At 61.0% G+C, this 14,498-nt stretch carries 16 protein-coding genes; 13 read left to right on the forward strand and 3 right to left on the reverse strand.

The window, feature by feature from the left end; genetic code table 11:
• The first annotated feature begins 111 nt into the window (after window positions 1–111).
• Both guaB and guaA read left to right on the forward strand, forming a co-directional pair.
• Window positions 112–1,572, forward strand: a complete 1,461-nt coding sequence (gene guaB / locus ACP7EG_RS14655; protein ID WP_071077665.1) for an IMP dehydrogenase — start codon at window positions 112–114, stop codon at window positions 1,570–1,572.
• Between the two features lie 66 nt (window positions 1,573–1,638).
• Window positions 1,639–3,249 (forward strand): glutamine-hydrolyzing GMP synthase, encoded by a 1,611-nt coding sequence (guaA, locus tag ACP7EG_RS14660; protein ID WP_426088166.1) that lies wholly within the window; start codon window positions 1,639–1,641, stop codon window positions 3,247–3,249.
• Between the two features lie 92 nt (window positions 3,250–3,341).
• Here the strand turns inward: guaA and ACP7EG_RS14665 are convergent, their stop codons facing one another.
• Complete coding sequence (locus tag ACP7EG_RS14665; RefSeq protein ID WP_426088495.1) at window positions 3,342–3,626, reverse strand: transposase; 285 nt, start codon at window positions 3,624–3,626, stop codon at window positions 3,342–3,344.
• 133 nt (window positions 3,627–3,759) lie between these two features.
• Here ACP7EG_RS14665 and ACP7EG_RS14670 point away from each other — a divergent pair, with 133 nt between their 5' ends.
• The 3 genes from ACP7EG_RS14670 to ACP7EG_RS14680 all read left to right on the forward strand — a co-directional run bounded on the left by ACP7EG_RS14670 (window position 3,760) and on the right by ACP7EG_RS14680 (window position 8,395).
• The gene (locus tag ACP7EG_RS14670) at window positions 3,760–4,188 is read left to right on the forward strand and encodes a VOC family protein (RefSeq protein WP_426088167.1); all 429 of its coding nucleotides are present in this window, start codon (window positions 3,760–3,762) and stop codon (window positions 4,186–4,188) included.
• 512 nt (window positions 4,189–4,700) lie between these two features.
• On the forward strand, window positions 4,701–6,275 hold the full coding sequence (locus tag ACP7EG_RS14675) for a phage tail sheath family protein (RefSeq protein ID WP_426088168.1): 1,575 nt from the start codon (window positions 4,701–4,703) through the stop codon (window positions 6,273–6,275).
• Window positions 6,276–6,298: 23 nt separating this feature from the next.
• Window positions 6,299–8,395, forward strand: a complete 2,097-nt coding sequence (locus ACP7EG_RS14680; protein ID WP_426088496.1) for an AAA family ATPase — start codon at window positions 6,299–6,301, stop codon at window positions 8,393–8,395.
• Between the two features lie 62 nt (window positions 8,396–8,457).
• On the opposite strand, the gene ACP7EG_RS14685 is transcribed toward ACP7EG_RS14680, so the two are convergent.
• Together ACP7EG_RS14685 and ACP7EG_RS14690 are read right to left on the reverse strand one after the other, a co-directional pair.
• A complete protein-coding gene (locus ACP7EG_RS14685; RefSeq protein WP_426088169.1) occupies window positions 8,458–8,994 on the reverse strand; it encodes an ankyrin repeat domain-containing protein in 537 nt (178 codons plus the stop codon).
• A 39-nt stretch (window positions 8,995–9,033) separates the two neighbouring features.
• Window positions 9,034–10,233: a YbfB/YjiJ family MFS transporter gene (locus tag ACP7EG_RS14690; protein WP_426088170.1), complete on the reverse strand. Its 1,200-nt coding sequence runs from the start codon at window positions 10,231–10,233 to the stop codon at window positions 9,034–9,036.
• 315 nt (window positions 10,234–10,548) lie between these two features.
• On the opposite strand from ACP7EG_RS14690, the gene ACP7EG_RS14695 reads away from it, so the two are divergent.
• From ACP7EG_RS14695 to ACP7EG_RS14730, 8 genes are all read left to right on the forward strand, one after another.
• Window positions 10,549–11,223, forward strand: coding sequence for a CsgG/HfaB family protein (locus ACP7EG_RS14695; protein ID WP_096235165.1), 675 nt, complete (start codon window positions 10,549–10,551; stop codon window positions 11,221–11,223).
• An 8-nt stretch (window positions 11,224–11,231) separates the two neighbouring features.
• Complete coding sequence (locus ACP7EG_RS14700) at window positions 11,232–11,600, forward strand: DUF4810 domain-containing protein (protein ID WP_425269243.1); 369 nt, start codon at window positions 11,232–11,234, stop codon at window positions 11,598–11,600.
• Window positions 11,597–12,259 (forward strand): DUF799 domain-containing protein, encoded by a 663-nt coding sequence (locus ACP7EG_RS14705; protein WP_046684982.1) that lies wholly within the window; start codon window positions 11,597–11,599, stop codon window positions 12,257–12,259. Before ACP7EG_RS14700 ends, ACP7EG_RS14705 begins: the two co-directional genes overlap by 4 nt.
• A 173-nt stretch (window positions 12,260–12,432) precedes the next feature.
• Window positions 12,433–12,879: a hypothetical protein gene (locus tag ACP7EG_RS14710; protein WP_426088171.1), complete on the forward strand. Its 447-nt coding sequence runs from the start codon at window positions 12,433–12,435 to the stop codon at window positions 12,877–12,879.
• A gap of 180 nt (window positions 12,880–13,059) precedes the next feature.
• Complete coding sequence (locus tag ACP7EG_RS14715; protein ID WP_426088172.1) at window positions 13,060–13,206, forward strand: hypothetical protein; 147 nt, start codon at window positions 13,060–13,062, stop codon at window positions 13,204–13,206.
• A gap of 96 nt (window positions 13,207–13,302) precedes the next feature.
• The gene (locus tag ACP7EG_RS14720; RefSeq protein ID WP_426088173.1) at window positions 13,303–13,713 is read left to right on the forward strand and encodes a hypothetical protein; all 411 of its coding nucleotides are present in this window, start codon (window positions 13,303–13,305) and stop codon (window positions 13,711–13,713) included.
• A gap of 2 nt (window positions 13,714–13,715) precedes the next feature.
• Window positions 13,716–14,054, forward strand: coding sequence for a hypothetical protein (locus tag ACP7EG_RS14725; protein ID WP_426088174.1), 339 nt, complete (start codon window positions 13,716–13,718; stop codon window positions 14,052–14,054).
• Window positions 14,055–14,056: 2 nt separating this feature from the next.
• Window positions 14,057–14,467, forward strand: coding sequence for a hypothetical protein (locus tag ACP7EG_RS14730; protein WP_426088175.1), 411 nt, complete (start codon window positions 14,057–14,059; stop codon window positions 14,465–14,467).
• The last annotated feature ends 31 nt before the right edge of the window (window positions 14,468–14,498 follow it).

A 14,498-nucleotide genomic window follows, 5' to 3' on the forward strand; every position in this document is an offset into this window, starting at 1 on the left:
CCGCTGTCTGGCGAGCGCGATCTTTTGCTATGTTCAAATATCTTTTCTATGCTGCAAGGACGGAGGGCGCTTTTTTCTGTATAATCTGCTTTTGCGCCAATAGGAAATGCTATGCGTCTACTTCAAAAAGCACTCACATTCGATGACGTGCTGCTCGTCCCAGCCTACTCCAACGTTCTGCCCGCCGATACGTCCCTCAAAACTCGCCTGACCCGCAATATCACCCTGAATATTCCCTTGCTGTCCGCAGCCATGGATACGGTGACGGAAGCCCGTCTGGCGATCGCGATGGCCCAGGAAGGCGGCATCGGTATCATCCACAAGAATTTGAATCCGAAGGACCAGGCACGTGAAGTGGCCCGTGTAAAACGTTTCGAAGCTGGCGTGCTGCGCGATCCGATCACGATTCCGCCGGACATGAAAATCCGCGACGTGATCGCGCTGACGGAACAATACGGCATCAGCGGTTTCCCTGTCGTCAAGGGCAAGGAAGTGGTCGGTATCATTACCAACCGCGATTTGCGCTTTGAAAAGGAACTCGACGCGGAAGCCTCCGCCAAGATGACCCCGCGCGAAAAACTCGTCGTCGTCAATGAAGATGCCGACACGGCCGAAGCCAAGCGCCTGATGAACAAGCACCGCCTCGAGCGCGTGCTGGTGGTCAACGACGCGTTTGAGCTGCGTGGCCTGATCACCGTCAAGGATATCCAGAAGTCGACTTCCCACCCGTTCGCGTCGAAAGACAGCCAGGGCAAGCTGCTGGTCGGCGCTGCCGTCGGCGTCGGTGCCAAGGATGAAGAACGCATCGACCTGCTGGTCGCCGCTGGCGTCGACGTGCTGGTGGTCGACACGGCCCACGGCCACTCGCAAGGCATCCTGGACCGCGTACGCTGGATCAAGACCAAGTACCCGCAAGTGGAAGTGATTGGCGGCAATATCGCTACCGCCGCCGCCGCCAAGGCGCTGGTGGAGTACGGCGCCGATGCTGTCAAGGTCGGCATCGGTCCTGGCTCGATCTGCACCACGCGTATCGTCGCTGGTGTGGGCGTGCCGCAAATCACGGCCATCTCGAACGTCGCCGAAGCACTCGAAGGCACGGGCGTGCCATGTATCGCCGACGGCGGTATCCGCTTCTCGGGCGATATCTCGAAAGCGCTGGCCGCTGGCGCCTCGACCGTCATGATGGGTTCCATGTTTGCCGGTACGGAAGAAGCGCCAGGCGAAGTGATCCTGTATCAGGGCCGCAGCTACAAGTCGTACCGCGGCATGGGCTCGCTGGGCGCGATGTCCGATGGTTCGGCTGACCGTTATTTCCAGGACGCCACCATGAAGGCCGACAAGTTCGTGCCTGAAGGTATCGAAGGCCGCGTGGCCTACAAAGGCAGCGTGCTGGCGATCATCTTCCAGCTGGTGGGTGGCGTGCGTCAATCGATGGGTTACTGCGGTTGCGCCACCATCGACGAACTGCGCGAGAAAGCGGAATTCGTGGAAATCACCTCGGCCGGCATGCGCGAGTCGCATGTCCATGATGTGCAGATCACGAAAGAAGCACCTAACTACCGTTCAGAGTAATTAGCGACAGACCAGACCGGCGCCTAGTGCGCCGGTTTTGTAATGACCTCAGATAAAGTCCCCATCATGCATTCTAAAATCCTCATTCTCGATTTCGGTTCCCAAGTCACCCAGTTGATCGCCCGCCGCGTGCGCGATTCCGGCGTGTTTTCCGAAGTCTTCCCGTATGACGTCAGCGACGAATTCGTGCGCAACTATGGCGCCGCCGGCGTGATCCTGTCGGGCAGCCACAATTCCACGCTGGACGGCGATTCGCCGCGCGCGCCGCAAGCCGTGTTCGAGCTGGGCGTACCCGTGCTGGGCATCTGCTACGGCATGCAAACCATGGCGGCCCAGCTGGGCGGCAAGGTGGAAAACGGCCTGGTACGCGAATTCGGCTACGCTGAAGTGCGCGCCCGCAGCCACACCAAGTTGCTCAACGGTATTGCCGACTTCGTCACCGACGAAGGCCACGGCATGCTGAAAGTGTGGATGAGCCACGGCGACAAAGTGCTGGAAATGCCGCCAGGCTTCAAGCTGATGGGCAACACCCCGAGCTGCCCGATCGCCGCCATGGCCGACGAAGAGCGCCAGTTCTACGGCGTGCAATTCCACCCGGAAGTGACGCACACGGTGCAGGGCAAGGCCATGATCGGCCGTTTCGTGCATGAAATCTGCGGCTGCAAATCGGACTGGAACATGCCCGACTACATCAGCGAAGCGGTAGAAAAAATCCGTGCGCAAGTCGGTACGGATGACGTCATCCTGGGCCTGTCCGGCGGTGTCGATTCGTCCGTGGCCGCTGCCCTGATCCACCGCGCCATCGGCGACCAGCTGACCTGCGTCTTCGTCGACCACGGCCTGCTGCGCCTGGACGAAGGCAAGATGGTGATGGACATGTTCGCCAAGAACCTGGGCGTGAAAGTCATCCGCGTCGATGCGGAAGAGCAGTTCATGGGCCACCTGGCCGGCGTCAACGACCCCGAGCAAAAGCGCAAGATCATTGGCCGCGAATTCGTCGAAGTCTTCCAGGTCGAATCGGGCAAGCTGGTCAACGCCAAATGGCTGGCGCAAGGCACGATTTACCCGGACGTGATCGAATCGGCGGGCAAAGGCAAGAAGGGCCAGACCATCAAGAGCCACCACAACGTGGGCGGCTTGCCGGACACCATGAAGCTCAAGTTGCTGGAACCCTTGCGCGAACTGTTCAAGGACGAAGTGCGCAAACTGGGCGTGGCCCTGGGCTTGCCGCATGACATGGTCTACCGCCACCCGTTCCCGGGCCCGGGCCTGGGCGTGCGCATCCTCGGCGAAGTCAAGAAAGACTACGCCGACCTGCTGCGCCGGGCCGACGCCATCTTCATCGAAGAACTGCGCAACACGCCGTACGAGCCGGTAGTGGTTCCTGGCTTCGATCAGGACAGCGTGCCGACCAACTGGTACGAAGCAACCAGCCAGGCCTTCGCCGTCTTCCTGCCCGTCAAATCGGTGGGCGTGATGGGCGATGGCCGTACCTATGAATACGTGGTTGCTCTGCGCGCCGTGCAGACGCAAGACTTCATGACGGCCCACTGGGCGCACCTGCCGCACAGCCTGCTGGGCAAGGTATCGAACCGCATCATCAATGAAGTACGCGGCATCAACCGCGTCGTCTACGATATCTCGGGCAAGCCGCCGGCGACGATCGAGTGGGAATAATCTTCCATCCGGCGGCCTCTGGCACAGCCGGATAGATGGATGAGACCAAGCCCCTGATTTATCAGGGGCTTTTTCTTTTTCGGGATACCTGGTCAGGCAAGCCCTGGTAACGCCGGGCAGGTTCTTTTAATGGCACCCCAGATGGTATCGCTGCTGTTGGTATACCTTGCAACAAGCTTGTGGCGCCGATTGAAATGCTGGGTATATACGTCATTCAGTTGGCGCATGCCCTGCGACAGATTTGCCTCGACCGTTTCAACGAGCAGATGATAATGATTGCTCATCTGGCAGAAACTATGCACGACAAAATGGTACCGTTCACACGTCAGCGCCAACACTCCTTGGCAGGCAATGGGGTCAGTATCATCCCGGTAAATTGTGCCACGCCGGTCTCCGCGCCTCCGTGGAAAAGGGCGGTATAATTATTTTACAACGTTGGCAAACGACGCTTGGCGTTTATTCAGAATGGTGCGAAGTACCGACAGTCCCGTTTTCGCGGAAGCAACAATCATGGAAATAAATCGACTTCATCGCGGCCGCCTGCTTGACCACATACAGCTTGTGGTACGCGATCTTAAGGCAAGCGAAAATTTTTACAAGGCGGTCATGTCCGTGTTGGATATACCTGTTTTCAGCACCGAAAGCGATTACTTCGTGGCCGATGAACTTGTCGTATCCTCCTCAAACAGCGTGACAGCTTCGGGCAAGTTGACTGGGCGGCATCATCTAGCTTTTCAAGCGAAAGATCGCGCGACGGTTGATGCCTTCTACAACGCTGCGTTGGCGCACGGAGGGTACGACAATGGCCCACCAGGCGTGCGGGCCTACCATCCTGGATATTACGCTGCCTTCGTACTCGACCCCGATGGGAATAATATTGAGGCCGTTTACCAAGGAGTAGCAAAGCGCAGCGCGCCGTCAGTTACCCTTGATTTCTAAACTTTTTTCGCCATGCCCGTTGCGGAGAAGTGTACGACAAACCGGCAATAACGGATTTTCCAGGTGAGGGTATTTTGAGAGGTATCGGTAACTGAATGGTTTGGAACGCACCGAAAAATCAATGGCTTAGCGACTTCATTGAGCATAGAGTGAGTTTTCCGCGGAAACTCTGCATGTCGGAATGACTGAATAAGTTAGAGCCCTGTTTTTACGGGGCTTTTTTATGCGGCCCGCCGCCCTGCAGAAGTACGTTGAACGCGAACAAGCGCCGAGGGCATTTGCTCGACGCTATTTTTACGCAAGGTCTTTTTCGGCTGCGGAGACAGCAGTATTTTTTAATTTATTAAAAAACAAAATTTCATATTAAAATTCCTGCTTGGTCGCCAAGTTGGCACCAACTTGGCTTGTTCACAAATCACTGACACGGCGATTCTTGCCGCTGTTTATCGTATGTTGACATTCAGCTTGCGGCCGCCGCGACAGCCTTCAAGCCCAGTACCGGACAGGGAGCGATGATGCAATTGAAGACCCCCGGCGTGTATATCGTCGAGCAGGATGCATTTCCCAATACGGTCATCGAGGTGCCCACGGCGATACCGGTGTTTCTCGGCTACACCGAGAAGGCTGCCGACGGAGCTGTTGCCAAGGCCGGCATTCCCACCCGTATCGGCTCGCTGGTGGACTATGTGCGTATCTTCGGCGGGCCACCGGTGCCGAGTTTTTCGCTGGCCCCCGGCACCGACCAGAAGACCTTCACCGCCGCATTGGCGCAGCGGTTTTTCCTTTACCACGGTGTGAAGCTATACTTCTTGAACTGCGGCGGACCGGCCTACGTGATATCGGTGGGAACCTTTGCCAGCGTCCAGGCGAATGGCATCCAAGCCTCGGATTTTATGCCGGAGCCTGATCCCGCCGGCGTCAGGGAAGCACCGTTCGATGTCTTGAAAAAAGTGCTGGATGTGACGCTGATCGTGGCGCCGGACAGCGTCTTGCTCGCTAGCGCGGACGATTGCTACCAGTTCTGGCAGGCGGCGCTCCAGCATTGCGGCAGCATGCGGAGCCGCATGGCGCTGATCGACATCCATGGCGGCGGCACGCAGCGTAGCTATGACCCGGACGGTGATGTTATTTCCGGCAAGATGGATGGCTTGCGCGAGAAAATCGGCAGCAATTTCCTCAACTACGGCGCGGCCTATTATCCGTGGCTCAATTTTGATGTGGTCGACGAAGGCAGCATCACCTACGACAGCCTGCAAGACGCAGGGCTGGCGGTGCTGGCTGACGCTCTCAAGGCCGAACTGGCGGCGATGAAGCCGCAACCCTCCGCGCAGATGCAAGGCAATATGAACACCCTGTATGCCGCCATCCAACATCGGCTGCCGGTCGACGCCGTTCCGTTGCCAGCCGGCACGCAAAGCCGCACGGCGGAGATTGCGCGCTGTCATGACCAGCTTCGGCAGGTGAGTCCCCTGTACCAGCGCGTGGTGGCCGACATGCTGACGCTGGCCAACCAGTTGCCGCCGGCCTGCGCCATGGCTGGCGTGTACGCGCGGACGGATGAAAGTGCTGGCGTGTGGATGGCGCCGGCCAACACCAGCATCATGGGGGCGCTCTCGCCGATGGTGGAGATCTCGCATGACGACCAGGAGGATTTGAACATGCCGCTCGACGGGCGGGCGGTCAACGCGATCCGCACCCTTCCCACGCGTGGCCTGGTGGTGTGGGGCGCGCGCACGCTCGATGGCAACAGCGATGACTGGCGCTACGTCAACGTGCGCCGCACGCTGATCATGCTGGAGCAATCGATCAAGAACGCGATGCTCGCCTATGTCTTCGCGCCCAACGTGGCCACGACCTGGGTGGCGGTGCAGAACATGATCTCCAACTTCCTGACCAGCCAGTGGCAGAGCGGGGCGCTGGCCGGCGCCAAGGCGCAGGATGCGTTCAGCGTGCAGATCGGTCTGGGCAGCAGCATGAGCGGCGACGATATCCTGAACGGTTATATGCGCGTGTCGATACGCGTGGCATTGCTTCATCCGGCCGAATTCATCGTGCTGACATTCCAGCAGCAACAGCAGGTTTCCTGATCGCTTATCGAGGAGTTATTGTGATGGCAGGTGAAGCGCAAGACCCAGGCATATGGCCGCTGGGTGGCAAGACCGGCCTGGTGTCGATGACGGTCACGTTGAACGGGCATGCCATGCCGGATGACTATGCAGTCGAAAGCATACACGTCACGCGCGAGATCAATCGCCTGGGCACGGCACGCATCGTGCTCGCCGACGGCGATCTGTCCACGGGGGGATTCGAGCTCAGTACGGCAGACACGCTGCTGCCCGGCGTGACGGTGGAGGTCGCAATAGGCTACCACCCGAACATCAGCACCGTCTTCAAGGGCATCATCGTCAAGCACGGCATGCGGATAGGCAGACAGGGCGGCTCGCAGCTGGTGCTGAGCTGCGCCGAGGTCGCCATCGGAGCGCCGGAGCAAGCCGACAACAGCTGCGTACTGCTAGTCGCCTATGGCGAGTCGATCCTCGCGTTCCATGCCGAGACGGATGCGCGCAACGGTGTGCGCGGTACGGTGAGTTTTCCGGGCAATGCGCTGGCGGTACCGGGCAAGACTCTCGAACTGGCCGGACTGGGTGGGCGCTTCGACGGCGACGTGTATATCGCCCGTGTGGAGCACACGCTGGAACAAGGTAACTGGATGACCGAGGTCACTTTCGGCTTGCCGCCACGCTGCTTCGCCAGTGACAGCGCGCAGGTGCATGCCCCGGCCGCACCGGGCTTCATGCATACGAACACGTTGGCCATGTCGAAGGACGGCGTGGCCCTGTGCGGCAAGACCCGGCTGTCCCTCGGCGCCGACGAGGACATCGAGATCACGGCCGCCAAGGCCCTGGAGGCCGAGCTGGCCTGGCTGGATGCCGTCATCGCGGCGTCGATGGCGCAGTATTTCCAGCGCGCCGACGCTCCTCGCATGCCGGAGCCGCCCACCTTGCCGGCGCACGCGCCGTATGCCTTGGCGTTGCGCAAATGGGGGCTCAGTGCCGAGGAGCGGCTGGTGCTGATTCTCGCGCTGGCGCCGCATGTGCGTCCGCAGGCGCTGGACAGCTTCCTGATTCGCAACGCCAGCCTGGATTTGCCGTTCAGCGAGTTCGGCGGGCAGGGCGGCAGCCACCGGGGCTTCTGGCCGACCGCCGAGACCGCGTCATTTCTGCTGGCCGGGGACCGGCTGGCGGCACGCATGGCCACGCATCGCCTGTTCGGCGCTGGCGCGCCGCTGCGCAGGCTTGGCTTGCTGGCATGGGACGAGTGGCCAGCCGACGGCGCTGCTCCCCGGACCCTGCTCGGTCATCCGCTGCAACTGGGACGCGAGGCGCTGTCGTTGCTGGTCACCGGCGAGTCTTGCCAGCCCGACTACGACGGCGGCTTGCCGGCCCGGCGCCTCAGTACTACCTTGGACTGGGACCAGCTGGTGCTGGCGCCGCAGCTGCAGGATAAGGTGGACGAAATCCGCGCCTGGATCGAACACCGCGACACGCTGCTGCGCGGCTGGGGGCTGGAACGGCGCATCAAGCCGGGCTTTCGCAGCCTGTTTTATGGCCCGCCCGGCACCGGCAAGTCGCTCACCGCTGCGTTGCTGGGCAAGCAGAGCGGCTTGCCGGTGTACCGCATCGACCTGTCGATGCTGGTGTCGACATACGCCGGCGAAACGGAGAAAAACCTGGCGCGCGTGTTTGAGCAGGCCGGGCAGCAAGACTGGATCTTGTTCTTCGACGCGGCCGATGCACTGTTCGGCAAGCGCGGCGCCAACGAGGACGTGGCCCGCCTGTTGCAGCGGATCGAGGATTTTCCCGGCGTGGCCATTCTGGCGAGTAATCTCAAGGTCAATATTGCCGAGGCCTGCGCGGGGCGCTTCCAGTCGATGCTGCATTTCCCGATGCCCGGCCGCACCGAGCGCCTGCGGCTATGGCAGGGCGCCTTCGCGCCGCCATGCCGGCTGGCGCCGGACTGTGCGCTCGATGCGCTGGCCGATGAATTTGAACTGAGCGGCGGCGCCATCATCAACGTGCTGCGCCACGCGGCGTTGGCTTGCCTGCGTCGCGGCAGCGAGGAAATCGGCATGGACGACGTACGCCAGGGCGTGCGGCGCGAGCTGCGCCAGGACGCTTGCCTTCCCCTTGCGGAGAAACGATGTTAAGGCAGAGCGTTTCCTGAACTCTCCAATGGCAGTCGCAAAACTGCCGGCGATACATGCATCGACTACGCTGTCGTCTGCCCCAGGCTGACCAGGCGAGCCAGCGTCTCCTGTGCGTTCATTGACTTGGCCAACGAAACGGCAGTCATGCCGCGGCTGTCCACGGCATCGATGCGCGCGCCGTGTTGCAGCAGCAGGTCGAAGATGGCCAGGCGGTTGAACATGGCGGCCATCATCAACGGTGTCTTGCCGTCCGGGCTGGCGCCTTCCACGCTGGCGCCGTGCCGCAGCAGCAGTTCGGCGATCTCCAGGTAGCCCTTGTAGGCCACGCCGGCCAGCGGCGTCTGGCCCTGGTCGTTGGGCACGTTGGCGTCGGCGCCCGCTTCGAGCAGCAGGCGCGACGTTTCCAGGTGGCCGAGGTAGCTGGCCAGCATGATCAGGCTGTCGCCTTTTTCGTTGCGGAAGTTGACGGGTACGCCTTGCGCGAGCATGGCGCCCAGTTGCTGCGTGTCGCCTTCGCGCACCAGGGCAAACAGGCCCTGGATGAATTCCAGCGTTTCGGCATCCATCGTTGCCGGGATTTTTCGTGCATCGGTGTTCATCGTGATCTTTCCGCGAAGGTTGGCCATGCCAGCAGTCTACTATGCGGCCGGCGCCAGCGCCTTTTGCCGCGCGGCCAATGCGGCGCCGATGAAGAGGGCGATGGCCGAGGCGATCAAGCCCCGCTCCAGTCCTGCCGGGCCGTCGGCGATCCAGCCGACCGCGATGGGGCCGACGATCTGGCCTAGGGCGAACACCGTCGTGTAGGCCGTTATGCCGGCCGTCCACGATTGCTGCGGCAGATTATGCCGCACCAGGGCCGTCGTCGAGGCCACCACCGACAGGAACACGGCGCCGAAGACCAGGCCGGAGAGGAACACGACGGGCACGTAGCTGGTCAGTGCGGGCAGGATGCTCACCACGCCCAGCACGCCATTTAATATCGCCAGCGATTCGCCGCCCTTGTAGCGGTCGAGCATGCGCGCCCAGATGCGCGACGACGCCACCACCGCCAGCCCCAGCAGGGTGTAGAACACGGTGATGCGCGCGGGGGGCATGCCTTGCTGCTTGAGCAGGGCGATGACGAAGGTCATGTAGCCGATATAGCCGACGCCAAACATGAAGTAGCCGGCCAGGCTGGGGGCGAAATCGCGCCAGGCGAAGCGCCGTGGCGTGTCGAGGGCGCGCGGCGCTTCGCCGATGGCTTTCGCCGGCAGGGCCATGATGGCGGTGGCGAGCAGGCAGGCGATGCCCAGTGCCAGCCAGGGCCATTGCCAGGCATGCGCGGCGCCGTGCTCCTGTGCGGCGGCCAGCGCCGCCGGCACCAGCAGGGCCGACAGCGCAATGCCGAAGCCCGTGCCGCCGTAGTACAGGCCGATGTAGAAGCCGGCGCGCTGGCTGTGCATGGAACCGAGCCGCGCTGCCAGCACGCCGCCGGCGATGAAAATGAAGGCGCTGGCGACGCCCGCGCACACGCGCTGCAGGAACAGGGTGGTCGTATCGCTGACGAGGCCCGACATCAGCATGAAGACGCTGGCCAGCACGCAGCCAGCGATCAGCAAGCGCCACACGCCCAGGCGGCGCATCAGGGCCGGCGTGGCCAGGGCGCCCAGGAAATAGCCGAGCGCATTGAAGGTGTTCATGGCCCCGGCCAGCAGGTACGACCAGCCCAGGTCGGCGCGCATGGGCGGCAGCAGCAAGCCATACGAAAAGCGCGACAGGCCCAACGCAATGGCGGCGCCCAGCGAGAGCGCCAGCGCCGTGGCCAGCGGATGGGCCGGGGAATGATCGTGTGTCGGCATGGCCTGGTGACCCATCTATGTGAAAACGTGCAGTGGAGTTGGCGCCGGGGCGGGGCAGGCCGGCGGGCGAGGTCTGTGAGGGACAGTGGCATAGGGCGCTGACGACACGCTTTTTTACTACTAAGTTAATGAATCTGAACTGGGAAGTCAAGCAGGGCCACACCTGTGTATGGCGGGCAATAGTGCAATCCTTGCCATCGTTACTTTTGGAGAGAATTATAAGACATGCAATCCCATATAATTGCAATTAGGAAATTAACTTGCCTAAATTCAATTTTGCAGGTTGCTCCTGTTCCTCCATATCTTAAGGGCACTATGAACAAGAATAAACCCGGCGCGTTGTTGATTGCAACGCTGATTGGCGCGGCCTTGGCTGGCTGCGCTTCCGAATCCTCGCAAGCCCTGGCTGTCCCCACGGTTGCCAGCGCAGCCCGTCCCTACGTTGGTCCACGCACCCTAATCGCTGTCGGCAAATTCGACAACCGCTCGAACTTCATGCGCGGCATCTTTTCCGATGGCGTCGACCGCCTGGGCAGCCAGTCGAAAACGATCCTGATTGCGCACCTGCAGACGTCCAACCGTTTCAACGTGCTCGACCGCGACAACATGGCCGAGCTCAAGCAAGAAGCGGAATTCAAGAAGCAGGGCCAGAACATCAAGGGCGCGGACTTCGTCGTGACCGGCGACGTGACCGAATTCGGCCGCAAGGAAGTGGGCGACAAACAGTTGTTCGGCATCATGGGCCGCGGCAAGACGCAAGTGGCATATGCCAAGGTCACCTTGAACGTCGTCAACATCGCCACCTCGGAAGTCGTGTACTCGGCTGGCGGCGCCGGCGAATACAGCTTGTCGAACCGCGAAGTGCTGGGCTTTGGCGGCACTGCCAGCTATGACGCCACCCTCAACGGCAAGGTGCTGGACTTGGCCATGCGTGAAGCGGTCGAGCGCCTGGTCGCCGGCGTCGAAGCGGGCGCATTGCGCAAACAATAAGGTATCCCATGAAAACAATGATGAACAAGGGCGCAGCCCTGCTGGCCATGCTCGCCTGTGCCGCCCTGACCGGTTGCGCCACGCAGTCGAAAACCCTGTACCAATGGGAAGGCTACCAGCCGCAAGTGTACGAATACCTGAAAGGCGAAAGTCCGGAGCAGCAGATCGCTGCCATGGAAAAAGACCTGCAAGTGATCGCTGCGAAGGGCAACCATGCGCCGCCGGGCTACCACGCCCACCTGGGCATGCTGTACTCGATCGCGGGCAAACCGGAGCAGGTCGCCGCGCAATTCGAAGACGAGAAAAAACTCTTCCCCGAATCGACGCCGTACATGGACTTCCTGTTGGGTAAATTGAAAAAAGGCGAGAAATTATGATGTCGCGCATGTTGAAAATGGCCTTGTGCCTGGGTCCCGCCATCTTCATGGTCGGTTGCGCCACCAAGCAGGCCGCGTATGACTATACGGCCTTCAAGGCGGCCAAGCCCCGTTCCATCGTGGTCTTGCCGCCGTTGAACAACTCGCCCGAAGTCAATGCCGGCAACAGCGTCTACGCGCAAGTGACTTATCCGCTGGCCGAAGCGGGCTATTACGTGCTGCCGGTGGCCGTGGTCGGTGAAACCTTCAAGCAGAACGGCTTGACGAATGCCGCCGATATCCACGGTGTCGATGCGAAAAAGCTCAACGAGATCTTTGGCGCCGATGCGGGCCTGTATGTGACGATTTCCAAGTACGGCACCACGTATGCCGTGATCGACAGCGTGACCGTGGTGTCGGTCGATGCCAAGCTGGTCGACCTGAAGACGGGCGCCTTGCTGTGGCAGGGCGCGGCCAGCGCTTCGAGCAACGAAGGCAATAACAGCGGTGGTGGCGGCCTGATCGGCGCCCTGGTGACGGCGGCGGTCAAGCAGATCATCAACACCAGCACCGATGCCAGCCATCCTATCGCCGGCACGGCGAATGCGCGCTTGCTGTCGGCCGGCGTGCCGAACGGCTTGCTGTACGGCCCCCGTTCGGAACGCTACCTGGCGCAGTAATCTTCCAGTAAGCTGCCGCGTAGGCCCTGCATCCGACAGGGCCTGTTGCGGGCTGTGCCAGGCGAGCGCCGCCGCATCGTTTGCAGTGATGACCAGCGCCAGAGGAAATCGCGGACTCGTCGTCCGGCGCTGTTTTTCTTGAGTCCGGCCAGATCCAGAGCAGGGAGCAAACGATGGTTACGCAAATTAACATCAGCAACAACGTGGAATCGGACGAAATGCGAGGCAAGACCGCGCTGGTGTTCCTGAAACCGCAGAACCCGCAGAGCAATTACCAGATTCCTGCCTGGCAAGTATTGACGGGTGTGCCTGGCCCCATCGAAGCGTTCGTCTACAACCATCAAATCCCGCTCGACGTGTACAGCCATGGCGCCGGCGATAACATGAAGATGACGCCGGAGCGCCAGTCACAGCAACCGCAGGCCAGTCTGACGCCGCAGCCGGGCGGCGCGATCACCAAGATCAATCCCTACCTCCAGTTCGACAGCGACTGGTACGTCAACGCCAGGCCCGTCGTGACCATGCAGCCTTCCGATGTGCATGCGGCCACGACGCAATCCGTGGTGCCGGCCACGGCCACCGAAGGGGACGTGACCTTGAACCGCAACCAGGATCTGTAAGACGTCGACTGCGGCACCAGCTACAGCGCGGACCCTGGCGCTGCTCACACGTCGACGGCCAGGTCGTCGAAGTCGGCCAGGGTGCCGCCCTTGGCGATCAGCTGTTCGAAACTTTGCCGGCGGCGCAGGTCGATATCGGTATTGCTGACGGATGGTGCGCAGTCGGAGCCCCTGTCAACCGTGGCTTTTCACTGCGTGGCCCTGGCCGACACCGTGTATGCGCCAGCAGGTGACGCATGGGAAGAAAAGGACGATGCGGCCATCGAAGCCGAGTTCGACCTGGGCATGCGCGCGCTGATCGTGGGGGCGCTTGCCATGCGGGCTTGACCGCGCGCCACACTTGGGTGATGGAAGCGCGAACCCAGTTATCGGCTGGAACTCCGGAATAGCTGAGGGAAGATAAGGACTTGAACAAGGAATGTGATGGAAAATCCTGCCGATTTTGACGTGTGGGGCAGTATTCATGCAGGCATGATGAAAAGCGCCGCAATCTGGACGGCACGGATGCATGCGATCAGTCCCGTTGCGGCATACATGACCGTGCGAGAGGCTTTGCAGGAGCATGGCCATGTGCAGATCGCCGTGCATTGTGGATGGGAAGAGATTGCCCGCTTGCTGCAGGACTTGCCCGCCTTCGTGCAGCCCGGCTCGTGCATCGTCAGCCAGTCCACGTACTTGCCCGCGAAATGCGCCGGCTACTGTGTCAAGCACGGTCTGCATTACGTGCGGCAAACCTGTCCCGTTTGTGACGGGGACCACATCAGCCATGTCATCAATGGCAAGCTCCATGCTGCGCCACGACTGGCGGAATTGCGGGCCGCCCTGGAGGAATGAGCATGCGGGACTGTTTTGCCGCCAGGGCCAGCTTGCGCAGGATACCGAAAAGCCCGCCGGGCAAGCCTGGAACGCTGATCGATGGCGGCGGCCTGTACTTGGGCACAGGCTTTCATTCGCATGCCGATGGCACGCTGACGGCCGTACAGTATGAGGGCGGGGTGGCCATGGGGGCATATATTCCGCCATGCTTTGTGATGCCACCCCATGGCTTCAGTATCGATATCTCCGGCTACACGGAAGACGATGTGGATGGCTACGAGCCGGGCGAACTGCAAAACAACCAGGGTCTCGCGTATGCGTGGGAGCGGCAAAGTTGCATGGACTGCCAGGGGAGTTGAATATGGATGACAGATTGCAAATAACGGCTGCGGCGCTGCGCAAGATGGCCTCTGCGCAGGCGGCTGACTGCCTGATCATGCGATATCCAGTGGATTCGCCCGATTATTGGGAGGTGTTTCAGGTGCTGCCGCATGTGTCGTGGAAGCGGGCGGATCAGATTCGCCTGGCGCAGCAGTATCTGCAGAAAATGCCCTTTGCCAGCGCAAAGCCATATGAAATTTTTGCCGCGCTCATGGCTTTCGATGCCTTGATCGGCGTTTTGCACGCACAGCTTCCTGTTCAGGAGAGCAAGCGCGATCTGCTGCTTTATTATCTGCAACCCGTGCTGGAGGCATCTGCCAGGACGGATGCGCATCGCGAGCGTCTGCGGCTGTTTCTGGCTGACGTCAATTCTCCGCAGGAGGCTGCTTAGGCATACAGGAACATTGGCAACCCTTGCCACT

It is taken from the genome of Janthinobacterium sp. PSPC1-1 (assembly GCF_049897625.1).
Lineage (GTDB): Bacteria > Pseudomonadota > Gammaproteobacteria > Burkholderiales > Burkholderiaceae_D > Janthinobacterium > Janthinobacterium tructae.

What these genes read in the sequence shown, in the direction of transcription:
- ACP7EG_RS14705 (WP_046684982.1), top strand. Translation starts at nt 11,597, where the DNA reads ATGATGTCGCGCATGTTGAAAATGGCCTTGTGCCTGGGTCCCGCCATC.
- ACP7EG_RS14680 (WP_426088496.1), top strand. Translation starts at nt 6,299, where the DNA reads ATGGCAGGTGAAGCGCAAGACCCAGGCATATGGCCGCTGGGTGGCAAG.
- ACP7EG_RS14670 (WP_426088167.1), top strand. Translation starts at nt 3,760, where the DNA reads ATGGAAATAAATCGACTTCATCGCGGCCGCCTGCTTGACCACATACAG.
- guaB (WP_071077665.1), top strand. Translation starts at nt 112, where the DNA reads ATGCGTCTACTTCAAAAAGCACTCACATTCGATGACGTGCTGCTCGTC.
- guaA (WP_426088166.1), top strand. Translation starts at nt 1,639, where the DNA reads ATGCATTCTAAAATCCTCATTCTCGATTTCGGTTCCCAAGTCACCCAG.
- ACP7EG_RS14700 (WP_425269243.1), top strand. Translation starts at nt 11,232, where the DNA reads ATGAAAACAATGATGAACAAGGGCGCAGCCCTGCTGGCCATGCTCGCC.
- ACP7EG_RS14725 (WP_426088174.1), top strand. Translation starts at nt 13,716, where the DNA reads ATGCGGGACTGTTTTGCCGCCAGGGCCAGCTTGCGCAGGATACCGAAA.
- ACP7EG_RS14720 (WP_426088173.1), top strand. Translation starts at nt 13,303, where the DNA reads ATGGAAAATCCTGCCGATTTTGACGTGTGGGGCAGTATTCATGCAGGC.
- ACP7EG_RS14685 (WP_426088169.1), bottom strand. Translation starts at nt 8,994, where the DNA reads ATGAACACCGATGCACGAAAAATCCCGGCAACGATGGATGCCGAAACG.
- ACP7EG_RS14675 (WP_426088168.1), top strand. Translation starts at nt 4,701, where the DNA reads ATGATGCAATTGAAGACCCCCGGCGTGTATATCGTCGAGCAGGATGCA.
- ACP7EG_RS14730 (WP_426088175.1), top strand. Translation starts at nt 14,057, where the DNA reads ATGGATGACAGATTGCAAATAACGGCTGCGGCGCTGCGCAAGATGGCC.
- ACP7EG_RS14695 (WP_096235165.1), top strand. Translation starts at nt 10,549, where the DNA reads ATGAACAAGAATAAACCCGGCGCGTTGTTGATTGCAACGCTGATTGGC.
- ACP7EG_RS14690 (WP_426088170.1), bottom strand. Translation starts at nt 10,233, where the DNA reads ATGCCGACACACGATCATTCCCCGGCCCATCCGCTGGCCACGGCGCTG.
- ACP7EG_RS14710 (WP_426088171.1), top strand. Translation starts at nt 12,433, where the DNA reads ATGGTTACGCAAATTAACATCAGCAACAACGTGGAATCGGACGAAATG.